Annotated in this window: 21 protein-coding genes; 16 read left to right on the top strand and 5 right to left on the bottom strand. The window is 68.7% G+C overall.

Annotated features, from left to right (window positions below; genetic code table 11):
• From C998_RS0112265 to C998_RS0112250, 5 genes are all read left to right on the top strand, one after another.
• Positions 1-659, top strand: a 659-nt coding sequence (locus tag C998_RS0112265) for an energy transducer TonB (RefSeq protein WP_018871169.1), incomplete at its 5' end; no start/stop codon positions are given.
• Between the two features lie 36 nt (positions 660-695).
• Positions 696-1,130 (top strand): hypothetical protein, encoded by a 435-nt coding sequence (locus C998_RS0112260; RefSeq protein ID WP_026279615.1) that lies wholly within the window; start codon positions 696-698, stop codon positions 1,128-1,130.
• 232 nt (positions 1,131-1,362) lie between these two features.
• Positions 1,363-1,839, top strand: coding sequence for a bacterioferritin (bfr, locus tag C998_RS0112255; protein ID WP_018871167.1), 477 nt, complete (start codon positions 1,363-1,365; stop codon positions 1,837-1,839).
• Positions 1,840-1,897: 58 nt separating this feature from the next.
• Complete coding sequence (locus C998_RS14665; protein WP_019569228.1) at positions 1,898-2,116, top strand: hemin uptake protein HemP; 219 nt, start codon at positions 1,898-1,900, stop codon at positions 2,114-2,116.
• 220 nt (positions 2,117-2,336) lie between these two features.
• The gene (locus tag C998_RS0112250) at positions 2,337-4,481 is read left to right on the top strand and encodes a TonB-dependent receptor domain-containing protein (protein WP_018871166.1); all 2,145 of its coding nucleotides are present in this window, start codon (positions 2,337-2,339) and stop codon (positions 4,479-4,481) included.
• Between the two features lie 132 nt (positions 4,482-4,613).
• On the opposite strand, the gene C998_RS0112245 is transcribed toward C998_RS0112250, so the two are convergent.
• A complete protein-coding gene (locus C998_RS0112245; protein ID WP_018871165.1) occupies positions 4,614-4,889 on the bottom strand; it encodes a hypothetical protein in 276 nt (91 codons plus the stop codon).
• A gap of 249 nt (positions 4,890-5,138) precedes the next feature.
• On the opposite strand from C998_RS0112245, the gene C998_RS0112240 reads away from it, so the two are divergent.
• A complete protein-coding gene (locus C998_RS0112240) occupies positions 5,139-5,804 on the top strand; it encodes a tetratricopeptide repeat protein (RefSeq protein WP_018871164.1) in 666 nt (221 codons plus the stop codon).
• A 24-nt stretch (positions 5,805-5,828) separates the two neighbouring features.
• Here the strand turns inward: C998_RS0112240 and C998_RS0112235 are convergent, their stop codons facing one another.
• The 3 genes from C998_RS0112235 to C998_RS0112225 all read right to left on the bottom strand — a co-directional run bounded on the left by C998_RS0112235 (position 5,829) and on the right by C998_RS0112225 (position 7,740).
• A complete protein-coding gene (locus C998_RS0112235; protein WP_018871163.1) occupies positions 5,829-6,275 on the bottom strand; it encodes a hypothetical protein in 447 nt (148 codons plus the stop codon).
• 19 nt (positions 6,276-6,294) lie between these two features.
• Positions 6,295-6,510, bottom strand: a complete 216-nt coding sequence (locus tag C998_RS0112230; RefSeq protein ID WP_018871162.1) for a hypothetical protein — start codon at positions 6,508-6,510, stop codon at positions 6,295-6,297.
• Between the two features lie 66 nt (positions 6,511-6,576).
• Positions 6,577-7,740: a hypothetical protein gene (locus tag C998_RS0112225; RefSeq protein ID WP_026279613.1), complete on the bottom strand. Its 1,164-nt coding sequence runs from the start codon at positions 7,738-7,740 to the stop codon at positions 6,577-6,579.
• 97 nt (positions 7,741-7,837) lie between these two features.
• Between C998_RS0112225 and C998_RS0112220 the strand changes: the two genes are divergently transcribed.
• The 3 genes from C998_RS0112220 to C998_RS0112210 are packed head-to-tail and all read left to right on the top strand — an operon-like array spanning position 7,838 to position 9,576.
• Positions 7,838-8,545 (top strand): hypothetical protein, encoded by a 708-nt coding sequence (locus C998_RS0112220; RefSeq protein ID WP_018871160.1) that lies wholly within the window; start codon positions 7,838-7,840, stop codon positions 8,543-8,545.
• Positions 8,542-9,051, top strand: a complete 510-nt coding sequence (locus C998_RS0112215) for a YcgN family cysteine cluster protein (RefSeq protein ID WP_018871159.1) — start codon at positions 8,542-8,544, stop codon at positions 9,049-9,051. Before C998_RS0112220 ends, C998_RS0112215 begins: the two co-directional genes overlap by 4 nt.
• Before the next feature lie 21 nt (positions 9,052-9,072).
• Positions 9,073-9,576, top strand: a complete 504-nt coding sequence (locus C998_RS0112210; RefSeq protein WP_018871158.1) for a gamma-glutamylcyclotransferase — start codon at positions 9,073-9,075, stop codon at positions 9,574-9,576.
• Here C998_RS0112210 and C998_RS0112205 read toward each other — a convergent pair whose 3' ends face one another.
• The gene (locus C998_RS0112205) at positions 9,577-10,263 is read right to left on the bottom strand and encodes a glutathione S-transferase family protein (protein WP_018871157.1); all 687 of its coding nucleotides are present in this window, start codon (positions 10,261-10,263) and stop codon (positions 9,577-9,579) included. It lies immediately after the preceding gene.
• A gap of 158 nt (positions 10,264-10,421) precedes the next feature.
• Here C998_RS0112205 and C998_RS0112200 point away from each other — a divergent pair, with 158 nt between their 5' ends.
• From C998_RS0112200 to panC, 7 genes are read left to right on the top strand one after another with little or no spacing between them, the layout of a single operon-like run.
• Entirely contained in the window at positions 10,422-10,853 is a 432-nt protein-coding gene (locus C998_RS0112200) for an RNA-binding S4 domain-containing protein (RefSeq protein WP_018871156.1), read from the top strand.
• A complete protein-coding gene (locus C998_RS0112195) occupies positions 10,846-11,295 on the top strand; it encodes an NUDIX hydrolase (RefSeq protein WP_018871155.1) in 450 nt (149 codons plus the stop codon). The genes C998_RS0112200 and C998_RS0112195 overlap by 8 nt, the downstream gene beginning before the upstream one ends.
• 40 nt (positions 11,296-11,335) lie before the next feature.
• Complete coding sequence (gene pcnB / locus C998_RS0112190) at positions 11,336-12,769, top strand: polynucleotide adenylyltransferase PcnB (RefSeq protein ID WP_018871154.1); 1,434 nt, start codon at positions 11,336-11,338, stop codon at positions 12,767-12,769.
• On the top strand, positions 12,766-13,356 hold the full coding sequence (folK, locus tag C998_RS0112185) for a 2-amino-4-hydroxy-6-hydroxymethyldihydropteridine diphosphokinase (RefSeq protein ID WP_018871153.1): 591 nt from the start codon (positions 12,766-12,768) through the stop codon (positions 13,354-13,356). The genes pcnB and folK overlap by 4 nt, the downstream gene beginning before the upstream one ends.
• Positions 13,353-14,003: a deoxynucleoside kinase gene (locus C998_RS0112180; protein WP_018871152.1), complete on the top strand. Its 651-nt coding sequence runs from the start codon at positions 13,353-13,355 to the stop codon at positions 14,001-14,003. The genes folK and C998_RS0112180 overlap by 4 nt, the downstream gene beginning before the upstream one ends.
• Positions 14,004-14,012: 9 nt before the next feature.
• Positions 14,013-14,807 (top strand): 3-methyl-2-oxobutanoate hydroxymethyltransferase, encoded by a 795-nt coding sequence (panB, locus tag C998_RS0112175; RefSeq protein ID WP_018871151.1) that lies wholly within the window; start codon positions 14,013-14,015, stop codon positions 14,805-14,807.
• Positions 14,808-14,840: 33 nt separating this feature from the next.
• On the top strand, positions 14,841-15,713 hold the full coding sequence (gene panC, locus C998_RS0112170; protein ID WP_026279612.1) for a pantoate--beta-alanine ligase: 873 nt from the start codon (positions 14,841-14,843) through the stop codon (positions 15,711-15,713).
• The last annotated feature ends 3 nt before the right edge of the window (positions 15,714-15,716 follow it).

Here is a 15,716-nt window from a genome sequence, read left to right as displayed (position 1 = left end):
TCGAGCCCGAACCCGAGCCCGAACCTGAACCCGAGCCGGAACCCGAGCCGGAACCCGAGCCCGAGCCGGAGCCCGAGCCCGAGCCCGAGCCCGAGCCCGAGCCCGAGCCCGAGCCCGAGCCCGAGCCCGAGCCCGAGCCCGAGCCCGAACCGGAACCCGAACCGGAACCCGAACCGGAACCCGAACCGGAACCCGAACCGGAACCCGAACCGGAACCCGAACCGGAGCCCGCTGGCACGGCCGAGACGGTCGCCGAAACCGATGCTGTGGCCGATGAGCCGGGCGAAACGGACCCGACGGCCGACGAGTCCGGCCCCGCCGGGGACGCGGAGGGGGCTGCCGAGACGGATGCCACGGGCGGTGGCGACCCCGGGGCGGAGAGGGACTACCTTGCCGAACTGCAGGCCTGGGTCGAGCAGCACAAGCGTTATCCCAGAGCGGCCCAGCGTCGCCGGCAGGAAGGTACCGTGGAGGTCCGGCTGCAGCTCGCCCGTGATGGTTCGGTGATCGACTACGAGATCCAGGAGAGTTCCGGCTCCGGGATCCTGGATCGCGCGGTGGAAGACATGGTGCAGCGGGCCGACCCGTTTCCGGCGCCGGACAGTATCGGTCTGGACGGCTACGAGATCGTGGTGCCGGTGAATTTTTCGGTGCGCTGACGAACGACGGATCGACGCGTTGTGGAGGCAGGCGAGATGACACGAAAGCGGCAGATTCACGGCGGACTTGCGGCAGGCGTGCTGGGGCTGGTCCTGGCGCTGCCGGCACTGGCGGAGGACGGCGGCGGGATCGGCGTCCAGCTGAACAAGCTGGAGCCCGACGGCGACGACTGTCGCGCCCATCTGGTACTGGAGAACGGCCTGGATCAGGCGCTGGAGTCGCTGCAGCTGGATCTGGTGGTGTTCGGCGATGACGGCATCATCCAGAGCCGGACGCTGCTCGAGATGGCACCGCTGCGGGCGGGGAGCACCTCGGTGCGGGCCTTCCGCATGACGGATACGTCCTGTGATCGCGTCGGGCGCATCCTCGTCAACGACGTCGCCGCCTGCGAGGGCCCCGACGGCGCGGTCGCGGACTGTGCCGACCGCATCCGGCCTGAAAGCCTGGCGGAACCGCCGCTGATTCGCTGAAGCACCGTTCCGGGAACAGGCGCCGCCAGCCCCTGCCGTTTCTGGTTTTATATGGAGCTATTGAAAACAGTTCTCATTCGCTATAGCATTCCCATACCTTGAGGCCATCTTGCATCGCGGAGCCCCCGCGCAGGATCCTGACAGGGGGCGCAGGCCGCTTCATGGCGCGGCTGCCGGACGCGCGGTGCTCGCCGCAATCAGCAACACAACGAGAACGAGAAGGAGAGTCACGATGCAGGGTGATAAGGAAGTAATCCGTTACCTCAACCAGGCGCTCAAGGGCGAACTGACGGCCATCAACCAGTATTTCCTCCATTCCCGCATGTTCCGGGACTGGGGCCTGGAGAAGCTGGCCGCGGCCGAATACGAAGAATCGATCGACGAGATGAAGCATGCGGACGAGCTGATCAACCGCATCCTGTTCCTCGACGGCCTGCCCAACCTGCAGGATCTGGGCACGCTGAGAATCGGGGAGACCACGCGCGAGATCCTCGAGGCGGACCTGGCGCTGGAGCACGAGGGGGAAGCGGTCTACCGCGACGCGATCGCCCACTGTGAACAGGTCCGGGACTACGGGAGCCGCGATCTGCTCCAGAAGATCCTGGACAGCGAGGAAAGCCATATCGACTGGCTGGAGACCCAATTGCAGTTGATCGACCGGATCGGCCTGCAGAACTACGAACAGAGCCAGACGGGCTCCGCCGAGTAAGGCTCCGGGGCATTCAATGCGGCCGTCCCGCAAGGGGCGGGGCGGCCGGGGAGGCAGAATGAGTTCCAGCGAAAACCGCCACCAGCCGGGATCCGTTCCGGAGCACACCGGGCAGCCTCGTGCCGGGGCCGGGCCGGAAGGCCGGCCCGCCGGCGTTCCACGGGAAATCGCCTCGAGCGAGCTGCTGTGTGATGCTGATCGACTGTATATCCGCCATGAAGGCCAGTGTTACACCCTCCGGGTGACGTCCAGCAGGAAGCTGATCCTGACCAAATAAAAGCATTCCACGCCGTGGCGGCCGCCACGGCACCCGCCAGCCAGGGGACCCGCTCCCTCAGCCAGCCATTTTTCGTTACTTGAACCGCGACATGTCACCGGTCGAGGCGGTGCGCTGTCGTGCAAACCGAAGGGAGAAAGAAATGGCTCGCAGAGAACGAATGCGAATCGTTCATTCCTTTAGTTACGGGTGTGAGGCCGGCGTTGATCGGGAGCGCGGAATGGGGCCGGCAAGCTGGCGCCATCGCGCGGTAGCACTGGCGGTCCTGGGCGTCGCCGGGATGCCGATAGCCAACGCTCAGGATGCCGATACCGATCGTCTGGCACCGGTGGAGATCATCGGCGATTCGGCTCAGGCGCGGGAGCTGCCGGGTTCGGGGGCCGTCGTGGAACCCGAACAGCTGGAGCTCGACGGGACGACCGACATCCACCAGGCGCTGAAAACCGTCCCGGGCATGTACGTTCGCGAGGAAGAGGGCTTCGGCCTGCGGCCGAACATCGGGGTGCGTGCCGCACCTCCGGGGCGCAGCAGCAAGGTGACGATCATGGAAGACGGTGTGCTGATGGCTCCGGCGCCGTATTCCAATCCGGCGGCCTATTATTTCCCCACCACCAAGCGTCTCCATTCCATCGAGGTTCTCAAGGGGGCGCCGCTTCTGCGGCACGGGCCGCAGACCACCGGTGGCGTGATCAACCTGCGTTCCACGCCGATTCCGGCCGAACGCGCCGGCAGCATCGAGACCGTGGCCGGGGAACACGGCGGTCTCGACGTGCACGCGACCTGGGGAGATCGTATCGGTGACTGGAGTTACATGATCGAAACGGTCCAGCGTCGCAGCGATGGTTTCAAGGACATCGACCGCAGCAGCCGTGACACGGGCTTCCGCATCGAGGACTACGTGGCCAAGTTGCGCTGGGACGGGGCGCGCCAGAGCGTTGAACTGAAGGCCCAGCATTCCGAGGAGACGTCCAACGAGACCTATCTGGGCCTGACTGACGATGATTTTTCGCGTGATCCCAATCGCCGTTACGGGCTGTCCGAGATCGACCAGATGAACAACGATCATCAGGGTGTCAGCCTCATTCACGAGTTCGACTGGACCCCGGAAGTGCGGCAGACATCGACCGTCTATCGTAACGAGTTCGCGCGCAACTGGTTCAAGCTCGATGGCAACCTGGTGGCGGACGCCAATGAAGGCGATGCGGACGCGCTTGGTACCTTGCGGGGCACCCGGGACACTACGGGTCTCGAGTACAAGAACAACAATCGGGAGTACGTCTCGCAGGGCGTGCAGACCGAGTTCGATCTGGCGCTCGGCGACCACTGGATCCGGACCGGCGTGCGGTACCACGAAGACGAGATGGATCGGTTCCAGCCCGTGGAGATCTACGATCAGGTCAACGGTTCGCTGGTGCGTCAGGGCCGGGTCGAGCCCTCCGGGGGCAACAATCGTTTCGAGGATGGCGAGGCCTGGAGTCTGTGGGTTACCGACGAGTGGCAGGTGAACGACCGGCTGCGTCTGAATCTGGCCATGCGGTACGAAGACGTGAAGACCTCGCGGGTTCAGTACGCGGACGCCAGCCGCAATACCGTGGACTATCGGCGGTCGAACTCTTACAGCGAATGGCTGCCCGGGGCTTCCATGACCTTTGACGTGGACGATCGCTGGCAGCTGCTGGCCGGTGTGCACCGCGGCTTTTCGCCGGCCGGAGGTGGAGCCGAGTCCGGTACCGCCCCCGAGACCAGTATCAACTGGGAGCTGGGCGGGCGCTATCGCTCCGGGAATCTCTTCGCCGAGGCGATCGGGTTCCACAGTGACTTTACCGACCAGAAGGAAGACTGCTCCGTGGGTTCGCCCTGCTCGGACGGTTCCACCTCGGGTACGTTCACTACCGGCGAGGCGGAGATCTCCGGGGTCGAGGTGCAGGCCGGGACGGAGTTCGCGGCAGGTTCCTTCCAGGTGCCGGTGTCGGCAGCCTACACCTATACCCGGGCGCGCATCAGCAGCGACAACCCGGCCTCGGGCCTGGAAAAGGGCGATCGTCTGCAGGATATCCCGCGCCATCAGCTGAATCTGCGGGCAGGCCTGGAGCATCCGAGCGGGTGGGATAACCACGCGGTGCTGAACTATACCGGTGCTTCCTGCAGCTCCGTCGGCTGTAACAACAGTGATTCGGATTTTGATGAGACCGAGTCCCTGATGACCGTCGATCTGGTGAGTCGCTATGCGCTGACCGGGGATACCGACGTGTTCCTGCGGGCCCGCAATGTCTTCGACGAGCAGCGTATCGTGGCACGTACGCCCTACGGGGCCCGTCCGAACCAGCCCCGGACGATTTCCGTCGGACTGACGCACCGGTTCTGAGCCGCGGGCGACCTCGCTCGCCGGTTGATCCCGGCAGCAATAAAAAGGCCCGACCGGAGAAGGTTTCCGGTCGGGCCCCGGTGGCCGGGAAATGTGGTCGCATCGTCCCGGCGGAGCATTCGGGCGGGACAATCAGAACTGGGGTTCGTCGTCGCCCTCCATGTCGCCACCCATGCCGTCGTCCATGCCATCGCCTTCGGGTTCCATTCCCTGGCCTCCCATGTCACCTTCCGGCGGGGCGCCTTCCTGCATGCCGCCACCCATTCCGTCCTCGGCCGGCGGCGCGCCTTCTTCCATCTGCTGTTCTTCGAACTCGTCCATGCCCATGTCGTCACCGCCGCAGCCGGCGATCAGCAGGGCAAAGGGCGCGATGGCGGTGGCTGCCAGCAGTTTCGTGGAACGTTTCATCAAGGTCCTCCTCATTGGGACAAGGGTAAGAATCAGGGACAGGGTCCCGTCACCCCTGTGTCTCCTGCCCCCCGGGGGTGAGTTCCCGAGCCGCGCCGGGCGGATCCGCACGCAAGCGGGATACCGGTGACAAAATGAGAATGGCGTCACGCTCTGTGGTTCGCGTGCCCGGCTGGCGTGGGGGACATCGACGCTGCGTTGTCCGGTCGGTACATTGCCGGCCGACATGTCCCGAACCGAGTTCGCACCATGAATGCATCAAATGATCCGCGCGGGCTGCTCGAGCAGGCGCGCGCGGCCTGGAGGGACGGAGACACCGCGCGGGCGGTGGACCGCTGGCAGCAGGCCGCCACCGCGGGTGATCCGCTCGCGGCCTACAACCTGGGGGTGCTGCTGGATGAAGGCACGCACATGCCGCGCGACCCGGCGCGTGCCGCGATCTGGTATCTGCAGGCGGCCGAGGCGGGCTGGCCGGATGCCGCGTTCAATCTGGCGGTGCTGTTCGAACAGGGCGACGGCGTGGAGGCCAGCCCGAACGAGGCGGCGCGCTGGTTCCATGCCGCCGCCGAGGGCGGCAATCCGCAGGCGATGTTCAACCTGGGCCTGAAGTTCGACGAGGGGCGCGGGTTGCCGCAGGACTCCGAGCAGGCGGCGCAGTGGTATCTGCTGGCCGCCGAGGCCGGCGAGGGCCGCGGGGCCGCCAACCTGGCGCGGCTGTTCGCGATGGGCGAGGGAGTGGAGCGCTCGGATGTCTCCGCCTTCAAGTGGTATGCGATCGCGGCGGAGATGGGGGTGGCCAGTGCGGCGCGCTATCGCGAGCGGGTGGCACGCGAACTCAACGCGGACGAGCGGCTGCATGCGGGGGAGCGGGCGCAGGAGTGGCTGGCGGAGTTCCCGCGGCGGGGAGACGCCTGAGTCCGCAGGGCGGCACCGCCGCGGTCAGACAACGATGTTCAGCTCGCGGCGGGGTTCCTCGGCCGGGCCGGCAAAGCTGAAGGCCAGTTCCACACGCCGGCGCAGGGCCTCGACCCCGGAGTCCTCCAGTGCGCCGCCGTCGGCGATGCGCTCCTCGCCCGGACGGGCGTCGTCGGCGGTGCCGGACTGAAACGCCTCGATCTCGGCCGCCAGGCGCGCCTGGCCGGCCATTTCGCGCTCGTTGCGGGGCAGAACCAGGTCGGCACGCGGGTCGCCCTCGTCCCCGTTGCGGTTGCGCTGCTGCTCGGCGCGGTCCTCGATGGGACGGCGCGCGGCCCCGGCTTCGGGGTCGTTCAGCGGGCGATCGAACTCCGATGGCGCGGACAGCTGGCCGAGACCCAGGCGGTCCGAACCGCTCGGCCGGGTGGCCGGGACGGTCGGCGGTGCCGGATTGGTCAGCGGTGCTTCCATGGTGTCCCTCGCTTCCGCGTCAGGCGCGGACGTCGAGCAGGCTCCCGATCATGCGGTCTTCGGCTTGCAGGGTCTTCACGTTCGCTTCCACGTGACGCTGGCTCGGGCTCATCTCGACCATCGCCGTGTTGCTCTGGCGGCTGCCGGCGTTCTCGGTGGCCACGGTGTGGGCCTGCTGACGCATCTGCGTCATGCCCTTCTGGATGCCCTGCAGGCCGCTGCTGCCGTCGATCATTTTCCGGTCCGGATTCGCACTTGTTTCAAATTATAGACCAGACCCCGGGAGATATGCTAAGGGCGCTCAGGAAGGCGCGGGGGCAGCCGCGAGATGTTCGGCCAGGCGGGCCGCGACCCGGTCGCGGGCCGTGGCCTGTCGTTCCAGCCATCGGGTCAGCCGCGCCTGGCGCTGCCCGGCATCCGGCAGGGTCGAAAGGGTCTCGAGAATCGCGGCGGCCACGGCATCGGGATCTTCTCCGCGGCGGATCAGGCCGGTGGTCTCCGCGGCACGCCGCAGGCGGACCTCGTCTTCCGGGGCGTCGCCGCTGGCGGCCGGCCCGGTCACCACGGCACTGCCGCAGGCCAGGGGGCGTGCCAGATCCGGCGGGGTCCGCGTGGCTGCCAGGGTGCCGCCGGGCAGGGTGATGTCGGCGCAGGCGTAGGCGGCCTGCAGGGTCTGCGGATCCTCGATGTAGTAGACCCGGTTCTTGCGCGGGACGTACGAGGTCATGAACCGGTTGTGGCGCACGATCGGCAGCGAGTACTTGATTGCATCGCGGTAGACCGGCTCGTGGCGTTCGGGGTCCGCCGGCGCCAGCAGGAGCAGGGCGGCGGTCTTCTGCAGGACCGCGAACAGTACTGCGAAGGCGAACGCCTCCTCGTCCGGGCCGGTGTTCGGGGCCAGCAGAATCGGGTGGCCGCGCTCGCGGTATTCGGCGAAGCGTTCGCAGAACGCCCGCTCGGGATCCGGGTCTTCCGGTGCGGGGGGCAGGGATATGGCCCCGGCGAGCGGGTCGCCGGTGGTCTCGGCGCCCAGTGCCGGGTCCACGGCGCCATCCCGGGCGGCCAGCACGGTGGCAAAGGGGAGGCCTTCCGGGGCGGGGCCCTCGGCGTTGACCCAGGCCACGCGGGCCCCGGCGGCCACGACGGCCCGCAGCGCCTCGCCGGGGAGATCGACCGGGCCCAGCAGTACCACGGCCCGGGGGCGCAGGCGCGCCAGGCGCACCGGGGCGAGTTCGGGGGGCAGGGCCACCGCCGGCAGATCATCGGGGGCTCCGGGCACGGCGGCCTCCCTGTCACGGGGGGCATCGCTGACGCCCAGCAGCAGCGGGCCCAGGGTCTCGCCGAGACCGGCGAGCCAGTCGGGCGCCCGCGCGAGTTCGCGGTGCGAGGCGATGATCAGGGTGCGGCCGGTGTATGTGGACGGGACCGAGCGGGCCGTGATCCAGGCAGACAAACGTGAGATCATGCGTGATCGGACGCGGGGCGCCGGGTGGTTTGCGAGCCGCCCAGTATAGCGACCCCGCGAGGATTCGCGCAGGGGCGGCTCGGGAGCAGAAGTCGGCATGAATCTACGCTGGACCATCGGGGCGGTCGCCCTCGCGGGCATTCTGGCCCTGGCGATGTTCGTCTACATGCAGCCCGGCGGGCAGCAGACCCGGCAGTTCGACAGTCTGCCCTGGCAGGTGGAGGTGCTGGACCGGCAGCACACGCGGGTGCTGGGGATTACCCTGGGCGAGACCACCATGGCGGATCTCATGGGGCGGTTGCCGGTGCCCGAGATCCGGATGTTCGAGGATCCCGACGGGACGCGCTCGGTGGAGGCGTATTACGTGAATGCCCGCATCGAGCCGTTCGAGACCAACCTGATCCTGCGCCCCGATCTGGACGAGGCCGACCTGGACCGTATCGAGGCGGGGACGACCTCCGAACGGCCGATGCCGTCGGGTGCCCGGCGCTACGGCCTGGACGACGACACCCTTGCATCGCTGGGTAACGTGCCGGTGGTGGAGATGAGCTATATTCCCCGGGCACGCTGGGACGCGGATCTGCTGCGCCGGCATTTCGGCGAGCCGGCCGAGCGCATGCAGATCGACAGCGACCACGCCTACTGGCTGTATCCCGATCAGGGTGTGGCCGTGCTGCTGCCCGACCGCGGACGGCCGACCATGCACTACACCACGCAGGAGCGCTGGAGCCGGGTCGAGCAGCGCCTGCAGGAAGAGGGGCGCCGGCGGCTGGGCGAAGAGGACCACCGGGCGGAGACGCCGTGAGCGACGAACGGCCCTTTTACCAGCGCCCGCTGGAGGAGCTCAACGCGGCCGAATGGGAGGCCCTTTGCGACGGCTGCGGGCGCTGCTGCCTGCACAAGTTCGAGGACGAGGATACCGGCGAACTGGCCCACACCTGGCTGGCCTGTGACCTGCTCGACTGCGAGACCGGCCATTGCTCCGACTATGCCCGGCGTCGCGAGTCCGTGCCGGACTGTCTGCAGCTGACCCTGGAGAAGGTGGCGCAATACGACTGGCTGCCGCCCACCTGCGCCTATCGCCTGCGCTTTGCCGGGCAGCCCCTGCCGAGCTGGCACCCGCTGCTGACCGGCGATCCGGACAGCGTGCGCCGCGCCGGGGTGTCGGTGGCCGGGCGGGTCCTGCGCGAATGCGATGCCCCGGATCTGCCGATCATCGATTACGTGGTGGACTGGCCGGGCGAGGTTCCGCTGGCTGCCCGCCTGTTGCAGCCGGCGTCGGAGCCGGAGGGTGACTCAACCGCAAAATAGAGCGGAGGTGGGGATCGGATCATGTCTTCCCCGTTCATCGACCTGTTCGTCTACGGCACGCTGAAGCGCGGTTATGCCAACTTTGCCGCGCATTGCGGCCATGCCCTGGAGGTGGTTCCGGCGAGCGTGCCCGGCTGGCTGTATCACCTGCCCCATGGGTACCCCGGGGCGGTCATTCCGCAGGAACGTATCCTGGCCGAGGGGTCGGACGACCCGGAGGCCGATGCGGCCCTGCAGTGGCGGCATGATCCTCCGGCCAGCCCGGCGCCGGTCTCCGGTTACGACCGCATTCAGGGCGAGATCATGCGTCTGCCCGAGCCACGCCGCAGTCTGCCGCCGGTGGATCGTCTGGAGGACTTCCGGGCGGACGGGCGGGGCATGTATCGCCGCGCCCTGGTACTCGCCGATCCCGACCCCTCTTCCGGTTCCGGGCCTGCGTCGGGGCCGCGTCCGGTGTGGATGTACTGGATGCCCGAAATCCCCGCCGGCCGGTATCTGCGGCGCGGGGTCTGGCCCGAGGGGTGATCAGCCGTCGCGCAGTGCGGCCGCCAGTTGCCGGGGCGCGGTGCCGGTCTGGCCATCCAGGTAGGTGGCCAGGCGCTGCGAGAAATCCGCCGGCACCGAGTCGCGTACCGCGTCCATCGCCTCCAGCCACTGCCAGCGCGCCGCCAGGCGCGGGAAGGATTCGGGGTCCCAGGGGCTGTCCTCGTGGGTGAGCAGCGCGTAGCGCATCAGCAGCGGCGCCAGGGTCGCATCCACCAGCGAGAACTCCACTCCGGCCAGCGCGTGGTCGCCGGCCATCTGGCGTTCCAGTCGCTCCAGACCTCGTGCCGCCTCGTGTGCGGCCCGTTCGAAGGCGTCCTCGTCGGCTGCGGTCATCCAGCGGTACTGCGCGAAGGTCTGTTCCGACAGGTACTCGATCCAGGCGCGGGCCCGGGCGCGTTCCAGCGGTTCCGGAGGCAGGCGTTCGGGCGGGGTAACGGCGTCGATGTATTCGTTAATGACCGCCGATTCGAACAGGACCGTGTCCCCGTTCACGATCAGGATCGGGACCTTGCCCAGCGGCGAGCGTTCCCGGAACCAGTCGGGCGGGTCGGCGAGGTCGATGCGGGTGAGTTCGTACGGCGCTGCCTTGTAATTCAGCGTGATGAGGCTACGCTGGACGAAAGGACAAATATCGAAGCTGACCAGGTGCAGATGCGGAAAGTCCATGGCATGGCCCGGTGGCCCGCGGGCGACCGGTTCCCCCTCCGGAAATATCGGTGCATGAAGGCGGCATTCTGGTCGCTCCGGTCCGCGGATAAAAGCCCGGGCCGACTACCGGTCCCGGGTGTGCGCGGGGCGCCCGCAGTGCTCGCGCGGGGGTGCTCATGAGCCGGACGGGTGCAGCGGCGACGCCTGCGTCCAGCCTGCGTCTGGACAAATGGCTGTGGGCGGCGCGTTTCTTCAAGACCCGCGCCCTGGCGACGGAGGCGGTGTCCGGCGGCAAGGTCCATGTCAATGGCGAGCGCTGCAAGCCCGCGCGCAAGCTGCATCCGGGGGATCGCGTACGGGTGCACAAGGGGAGCTGGTCCATGGAGGTCGACGTGGTGGCGCTGGATGATCGGCGGCGCCCGGCGACCGAGGCGGAGCAGCTCTACACCGAAACCCCGGAGAGCCGCGAGTCGCGCGAGCAGGAGGCATCCCGCCGGCGGCTGGAACGCGAGGCACGGGCCCCGGCGCCCTCGGGGCGTCCGGACAAACGCGAGCGCCGCAAGATCCGGCGTTTCGTGCGGCAGGATCAGGGAGGAACCGATGAGTGACCGACGCCCGCGTACGCCGGCCCTGGCGGTGGATCTGGTGATCCGGCATGCCGCCGAGCCCGGCCGGATCCTGGTCATCGAGCGTCACAACCCGCCGCACGGGTGGGCGCTTCCCGGGGGCTTTGTCGACGTGGGCGAGAGCGCCGAACATGCCGCCGTGCGCGAGGCCCGCGAGGAAACCGGTCTGCAGGTCGAACTGCAGGCCCTGCTGGGGGTGTATTCGGCGCCCGATCGCGACCCCCGCGGGCACACCGTGAGCGTGGTGTATCTGGCTCAGGGGAACGGTCAGGCGCGGGCCGCTGACGATGCGCGCGACTGTGCCTGGCTGGACCCGGACGACCCCGGTCTGCCACTGGCCTTCGATCACCGCCGCATCGTGGACGACTACCTGCGCTATCGCCTTACCGGCGAAGTGGCTCCCCTGAGAACAAGGACGGATTAGCTGTTAAGATACGCCACCGAAGCCATTTTGACGGCCCTGCGTGACCCGCCCTGATACCGACATCCCGGCCCCGGCCGAAACTGACCCCCGCGACGATGCCCCGCGCGCCGGCGACGCATCGGTCGTGCCTCGCGTCTACAGCCGCGAGGAGCACGGCATCTCGCGCGCGGCCATCGACAACAACGCGCTCAAGGTGCTCTACCGCCTGCGTGACGCGGGCTACCGCGCCTGTCTGGTCGGCGGCGGGGTGCGCGACCTCCTGCTGGGGCGCGAGCCCAAGGACTTCGACGTGGCCACCGACGCCACCCCTGAAGAGGTTCGCGGGGAGTTCCGCAACTGCCGGCTGATCGGCCGCCGCTTCCGCCTGGCGCATGTGCTGTTCGGCCGCGAGGTGATCGAGGTCGCGACCTTCCGTGCGCCGCACGATGCCGGCGGTGACGACGATGACGACGACGGCGACGTGGCCCTCAGCGACGACGGCCGCATCCTGCGCGACAACCGCTACGGCACCATCGAACAGGACGCCCTGCGGCGCGATTTCAGCATCAACGCGCTGTACTACGACATCAACGACTTCTCGGTGCTGGACTACACCGGCGGCGTCGAGGACCTGCGCGAGGGCGTTCTGCGCCTGATCGGCGACGATCCCGAGACGCGCCTGCGCGAGGATCCGGTGCGCATGCTGCGGGCGGTGCGTTTCTCCGCCAAGCTGGGGCTGCGCATCGACCCGGCGGTGGACGAGGCGATGCACCGGCTGGCGCCGCTGATGCAGGAAGTCGCGCCGGCACGCCTGTTCGACGAGGTGATCAAGCTGTTCCACAGCGGCGAGGCCGTCACCTGCCTCGACGAGCTCGAACGCTTCGGTCTGTTCGAGGCGATGTTCCCGTCCACCGCCGAGGCCTTCGACGACCCCGACGATCCCGAGGCCGGTCTCAGCCAGCGGGCCTTCCTGGTCGAGGCGCTGCGCAACACCGACAAGCGGCTGGCCGAGGACCAGGGCGTGCACCCGGCGTTTTTGTATGCCGCGCTGATGTGGGCGCCGCTGCAGTGGGAGGCCAGTGCGCGCATCGAGGAAGGCGAGAACCCGGCGCCGGCCTGGGACCAGGCGATGTCGCAGATCCTCGACGAGCAGGGCGAGACCATCACCATCCCGCGCCGCTTTGCGCTGGTGATTCGCGAGATCTGGGACATGCAGAGCCGGCTGGAGACCCACTCCGGGGCGCGGGCCCTGAAGCTGCTGACGCATCCGCGTTTCCGTGCCGGTTACGACTTCTACTGCCTGCGGGCGCAGGTGGGGGATGCCAGCGAGGCGACCTGCCGCTGGTGGACCGAACTGCAGGAAAAGGACGAGGCCGGACGCAAGGCAATGACCGGGGCCTCGGGCGGGGATGGCAAGCGCAAGCGCCGCAAGCGCAAGCCGCGGGGTCGCGCCGGCGGCTCGGGCGGGAAGAAGGCGGGGGAAGACTCGGCATGACCCGGATCCAGCCCGGCAGGCGCACTGCGGCCGTGTCGGCCTACATCGGCATCGGCGCCAACCTGGGGGATCCGGTGGCACAGGTTCGCGACTCTTTCGCCCGCCTTGCCCGCGAGGTGCCCGGGACGCGTCTGGCCGGGCGCTCGCGGCTGTACCGCAATCCGCCGATGGGACCGCCGGATCAGCCGGACTACGTCAATGCCGTGGCCCGGCTGCACACCCGACTGACGCCGCGCGAACTGCTGCATGCGCTGCAGGCCATCGAACAGCGCTGCGGGCGCGTGCGCGACGGCCAGCGCTGGGGGCCGCGGCTGCTGGATCTGGATCTGCTGCTGTACGGCGACCGGGTGCTGAACGAGCCGGGGCTGGCGGTGCCGCATCCTGGGGTGGCCGAGCGCAATTTCGTGGTCCTGCCGCTGCAGGAGCTGGCACCGGGGCTGGAGATCCCCGGGCGCGGCCCGCTGGCGGCGCTGGCCCGTGCCTTTGATCCGGCCGCCCTGATCCCGGTGGAGGAGTCGGGCGACAGCGCAGCGGAGGCCAACGCGGGGGAGCCACCACCGGGCCGTCGCGCGGGGGCGGGCGCATGAGCCTCGCGGATTTCGACTTTATCGCGGTCGAGGGCCCGATCGGTGTGGGCAAGTCCTCGCTGGCGCAGCGGCTGGCGGAACACCTGCGGGCGGAGCTCCTGCAGGAGGCCCCCGACGAGAACCCGTTCCTGGAACGTTTCTATCAGGATCCGGCCAAGCATGCCCTGGCCACCCAGCTGTATTTCCTCGTGCAGCGCGTGCGCCAGCTGACCCCGGTGGCGCAGAAGGGGCTGTTCCAGCAGGCGCATGTGGCCGACTACCTGATGGACAAGGACCCGCTGTTCGCCGAACTCAATCTGGCCCCGGACGAGCTGGAGATCTACCACGAGATGTTCCGCCGGCTGCGCCAGGGGCTGCCGCAGCCGGATCTGGTGATCTATCTGCAGGCGCCGGTGGACGTGCTGCAGGAACGCATCCGCCAGCGCGGACGGGCCTATGAACGCCGGATCGAAACCGCCTATCTGGAACGGCTGAACGCCGCCTACGCGGATTTCTTCTATCATTTCGAGGGACCGGCGCTGGTGATCGTCAACGCGACCGAGATTGACTGGGTGAACAACCCGGCCGATTTTGACCAGCTGCTGCAGTTTCTCGAACCGATCCAGGGCGGGCGGCACTACTTCAACCCGCTGCCGATCACGCTGTAGGGGACACGCATGGGCGCGATCACCGTCAACACCCTGGCCGAGCGTCGGCGGGCCGGCGAGCGCTTTGCCTGTCTGACCGCCTACGACGCCGCGTTCGCGCGCCTGCTGGACGAGCAGGGCGTGGAGGTGATCCTGGTCGGGGATTCGCTGGGCATGGTGGTACAGGGACATGCGACCACCCTGCCGGTCACCCTGGAGGACATGGTCTATCACACCGCCGCGGTGGCCCGCGGTACGCAGCAGGCGCTGATCATGGCGGATCTCCCGTTTCTGGGGGACGCCGATCCGGCCACCGCGCTGGCCCAGTCCGGCGCCCTGATGCGCGCCGGGGCGCAGATGATCAAGATCGAATGCAGCGCGACCCAGATCCCGGTGGTCGAACGCCTGGTGGATGCCGGCATCCCGGTGTGCGCCCACCTCGGACTGACCCCGCAGGCGGTGCACCGCATGGGCGGGTACCGCGTGCAGGGCCGCGACGCCGCCGCGGCGGCCGAGCTGGAATCGCTGGCCGGGCGCCTGGAACAGGCCGGGGCCCAGGTCCTGCTGCTGGAGGGCGTGACCGAGGCACTGGCCACCGCGGTGGCGCGGGCGGCCGACGTGCCGGTGATCGGGATCGGGGCCAGCCCGGCCTGCGACGGCCAGGTGCTGGTGATTGCCGACGTGATCGGCCTGACCCCGAATCCGCCGCGCTTCGCCCGCGATTTCCTCGCCGAGGGCGGCTCGCTGGCCGGAGCGGTGCGGGCCTATGTCGGCGCGGTGCGCGAGGGGCGCTTCCCCGAATCCGGCGTGCATACCTTTTTGTAGAGAACCCCGGTTCAGACGAGGCTCGGGACGGCCATGAGAATCCTTCGAGATCGACCCCAGATCCAGGCGATGCGCCGCGAATGGTCGCGCCGTGGCGGGCAGGAGACCATTGCCCTGGTGCCCACCATGGGGCACCTCCACGAAGGGCACATGGCACTGGTGCGCGAGGCGCGGGCGCGGGCGTCGCGCGTGGTGGTGTCGATCTTCGTCAATCCGCTGCAGTTCGACCGCGAGGAAGACCTCGCGAACTACCCGCGCAGCCTGGAAGAAGACTCCCGCCGGCTGGCGGATGCCGGCGTCGACGCCCTGTTCTGCCCGGACGAATCGGTGATGTACCCGGACGACGGGCTGCCGCCGGTGAAGGTGGTCGTGCCGGTGCTGTCGGAGATCCTCGAGGGGGCGTTCCGTCCGGGCCATTTCGACGGTGTGGCGACGGTGGTCGCCAAGCTGTTCAACCTGGTGCGCCCCGACATCGCCCTGTTCGGCGAGAAGGATTACCAGCAGTTCCGCCTGATCGAGCGCATGGTCGGCTCGCTGGACATGCCGGTGCGGGTGGATGCGGTGCCGACCGTGCGCGAGTCCGACGGGCTGGCCTGTTCCTCGCGCAACAGCCGGCTGACCGCGGAGTCGCGCGCGCGGGCGCCGGCGCTCAAGCGCGTGCTCGACGAGGTCGCCATCGTCTGCCGGCGCGACCGCAGCGGCGCGGCCGACCGGGTCACCGAGATCGAGGCGGAGGCCTGCGACCGCCTGCGCGAGGCAGGGCTGGATGCCGAATACGTGGCCATCCGCCGGGCGATGGATCTCGCCGAGCCGGTAGCCGGCGAGGCCCTGTGCGATCAGGACCTCGTGATCCTCGGGGCCGCCTGGCTGGACAGCGTCCGCCTGATCGACAATCGCCGGCCCTGAGTC

Source organism: Thioalkalivibrio sp. ALgr3 (assembly GCF_000377325.1).
Lineage (GTDB): Bacteria > Pseudomonadota > Gammaproteobacteria > Ectothiorhodospirales > Ectothiorhodospiraceae > Thioalkalivibrio.
Note: the sequence above shows the minus strand (reverse complement) of the source record. Positions and strands in the feature narration are given on the sequence as shown.

What these genes read in the sequence shown, in the direction of transcription:
- C998_RS0112260 (WP_026279615.1), top strand. Translation starts at nt 696, where the DNA reads ATGACACGAAAGCGGCAGATTCACGGCGGACTTGCGGCAGGCGTGCTG.
- bfr (WP_018871167.1), top strand. Translation starts at nt 1,363, where the DNA reads ATGCAGGGTGATAAGGAAGTAATCCGTTACCTCAACCAGGCGCTCAAG.
- C998_RS14665 (WP_019569228.1), top strand. Translation starts at nt 1,898, where the DNA reads ATGAGTTCCAGCGAAAACCGCCACCAGCCGGGATCCGTTCCGGAGCAC.
- C998_RS0112250 (WP_018871166.1), top strand. Translation starts at nt 2,337, where the DNA reads ATGGGGCCGGCAAGCTGGCGCCATCGCGCGGTAGCACTGGCGGTCCTG.
- C998_RS0112245 (WP_018871165.1), bottom strand. Translation starts at nt 4,889, where the DNA reads ATGAAACGTTCCACGAAACTGCTGGCAGCCACCGCCATCGCGCCCTTT.
- C998_RS0112240 (WP_018871164.1), top strand. Translation starts at nt 5,139, where the DNA reads ATGAATGCATCAAATGATCCGCGCGGGCTGCTCGAGCAGGCGCGCGCG.
- C998_RS0112235 (WP_018871163.1), bottom strand. Translation starts at nt 6,275, where the DNA reads ATGGAAGCACCGCTGACCAATCCGGCACCGCCGACCGTCCCGGCCACC.
- C998_RS0112230 (WP_018871162.1), bottom strand. Translation starts at nt 6,510, where the DNA reads ATGATCGACGGCAGCAGCGGCCTGCAGGGCATCCAGAAGGGCATGACG.
- C998_RS0112225 (WP_026279613.1), bottom strand. Translation starts at nt 7,740, where the DNA reads ATGATCTCACGTTTGTCTGCCTGGATCACGGCCCGCTCGGTCCCGTCC.
- C998_RS0112220 (WP_018871160.1), top strand. Translation starts at nt 7,838, where the DNA reads ATGAATCTACGCTGGACCATCGGGGCGGTCGCCCTCGCGGGCATTCTG.
- C998_RS0112210 (WP_018871158.1), top strand. Translation starts at nt 9,073, where the DNA reads ATGTCTTCCCCGTTCATCGACCTGTTCGTCTACGGCACGCTGAAGCGC.
- C998_RS0112205 (WP_018871157.1), bottom strand. Translation starts at nt 10,263, where the DNA reads ATGGACTTTCCGCATCTGCACCTGGTCAGCTTCGATATTTGTCCTTTC.
- C998_RS0112200 (WP_018871156.1), top strand. Translation starts at nt 10,422, where the DNA reads ATGAGCCGGACGGGTGCAGCGGCGACGCCTGCGTCCAGCCTGCGTCTG.
- C998_RS0112195 (WP_018871155.1), top strand. Translation starts at nt 10,846, where the DNA reads ATGAGTGACCGACGCCCGCGTACGCCGGCCCTGGCGGTGGATCTGGTG.
- folK (WP_018871153.1), top strand. Translation starts at nt 12,766, where the DNA reads ATGACCCGGATCCAGCCCGGCAGGCGCACTGCGGCCGTGTCGGCCTAC.
- C998_RS0112180 (WP_018871152.1), top strand. Translation starts at nt 13,353, where the DNA reads ATGAGCCTCGCGGATTTCGACTTTATCGCGGTCGAGGGCCCGATCGGT.
- panB (WP_018871151.1), top strand. Translation starts at nt 14,013, where the DNA reads ATGGGCGCGATCACCGTCAACACCCTGGCCGAGCGTCGGCGGGCCGGC.
- panC (WP_026279612.1), top strand. Translation starts at nt 14,841, where the DNA reads ATGAGAATCCTTCGAGATCGACCCCAGATCCAGGCGATGCGCCGCGAA.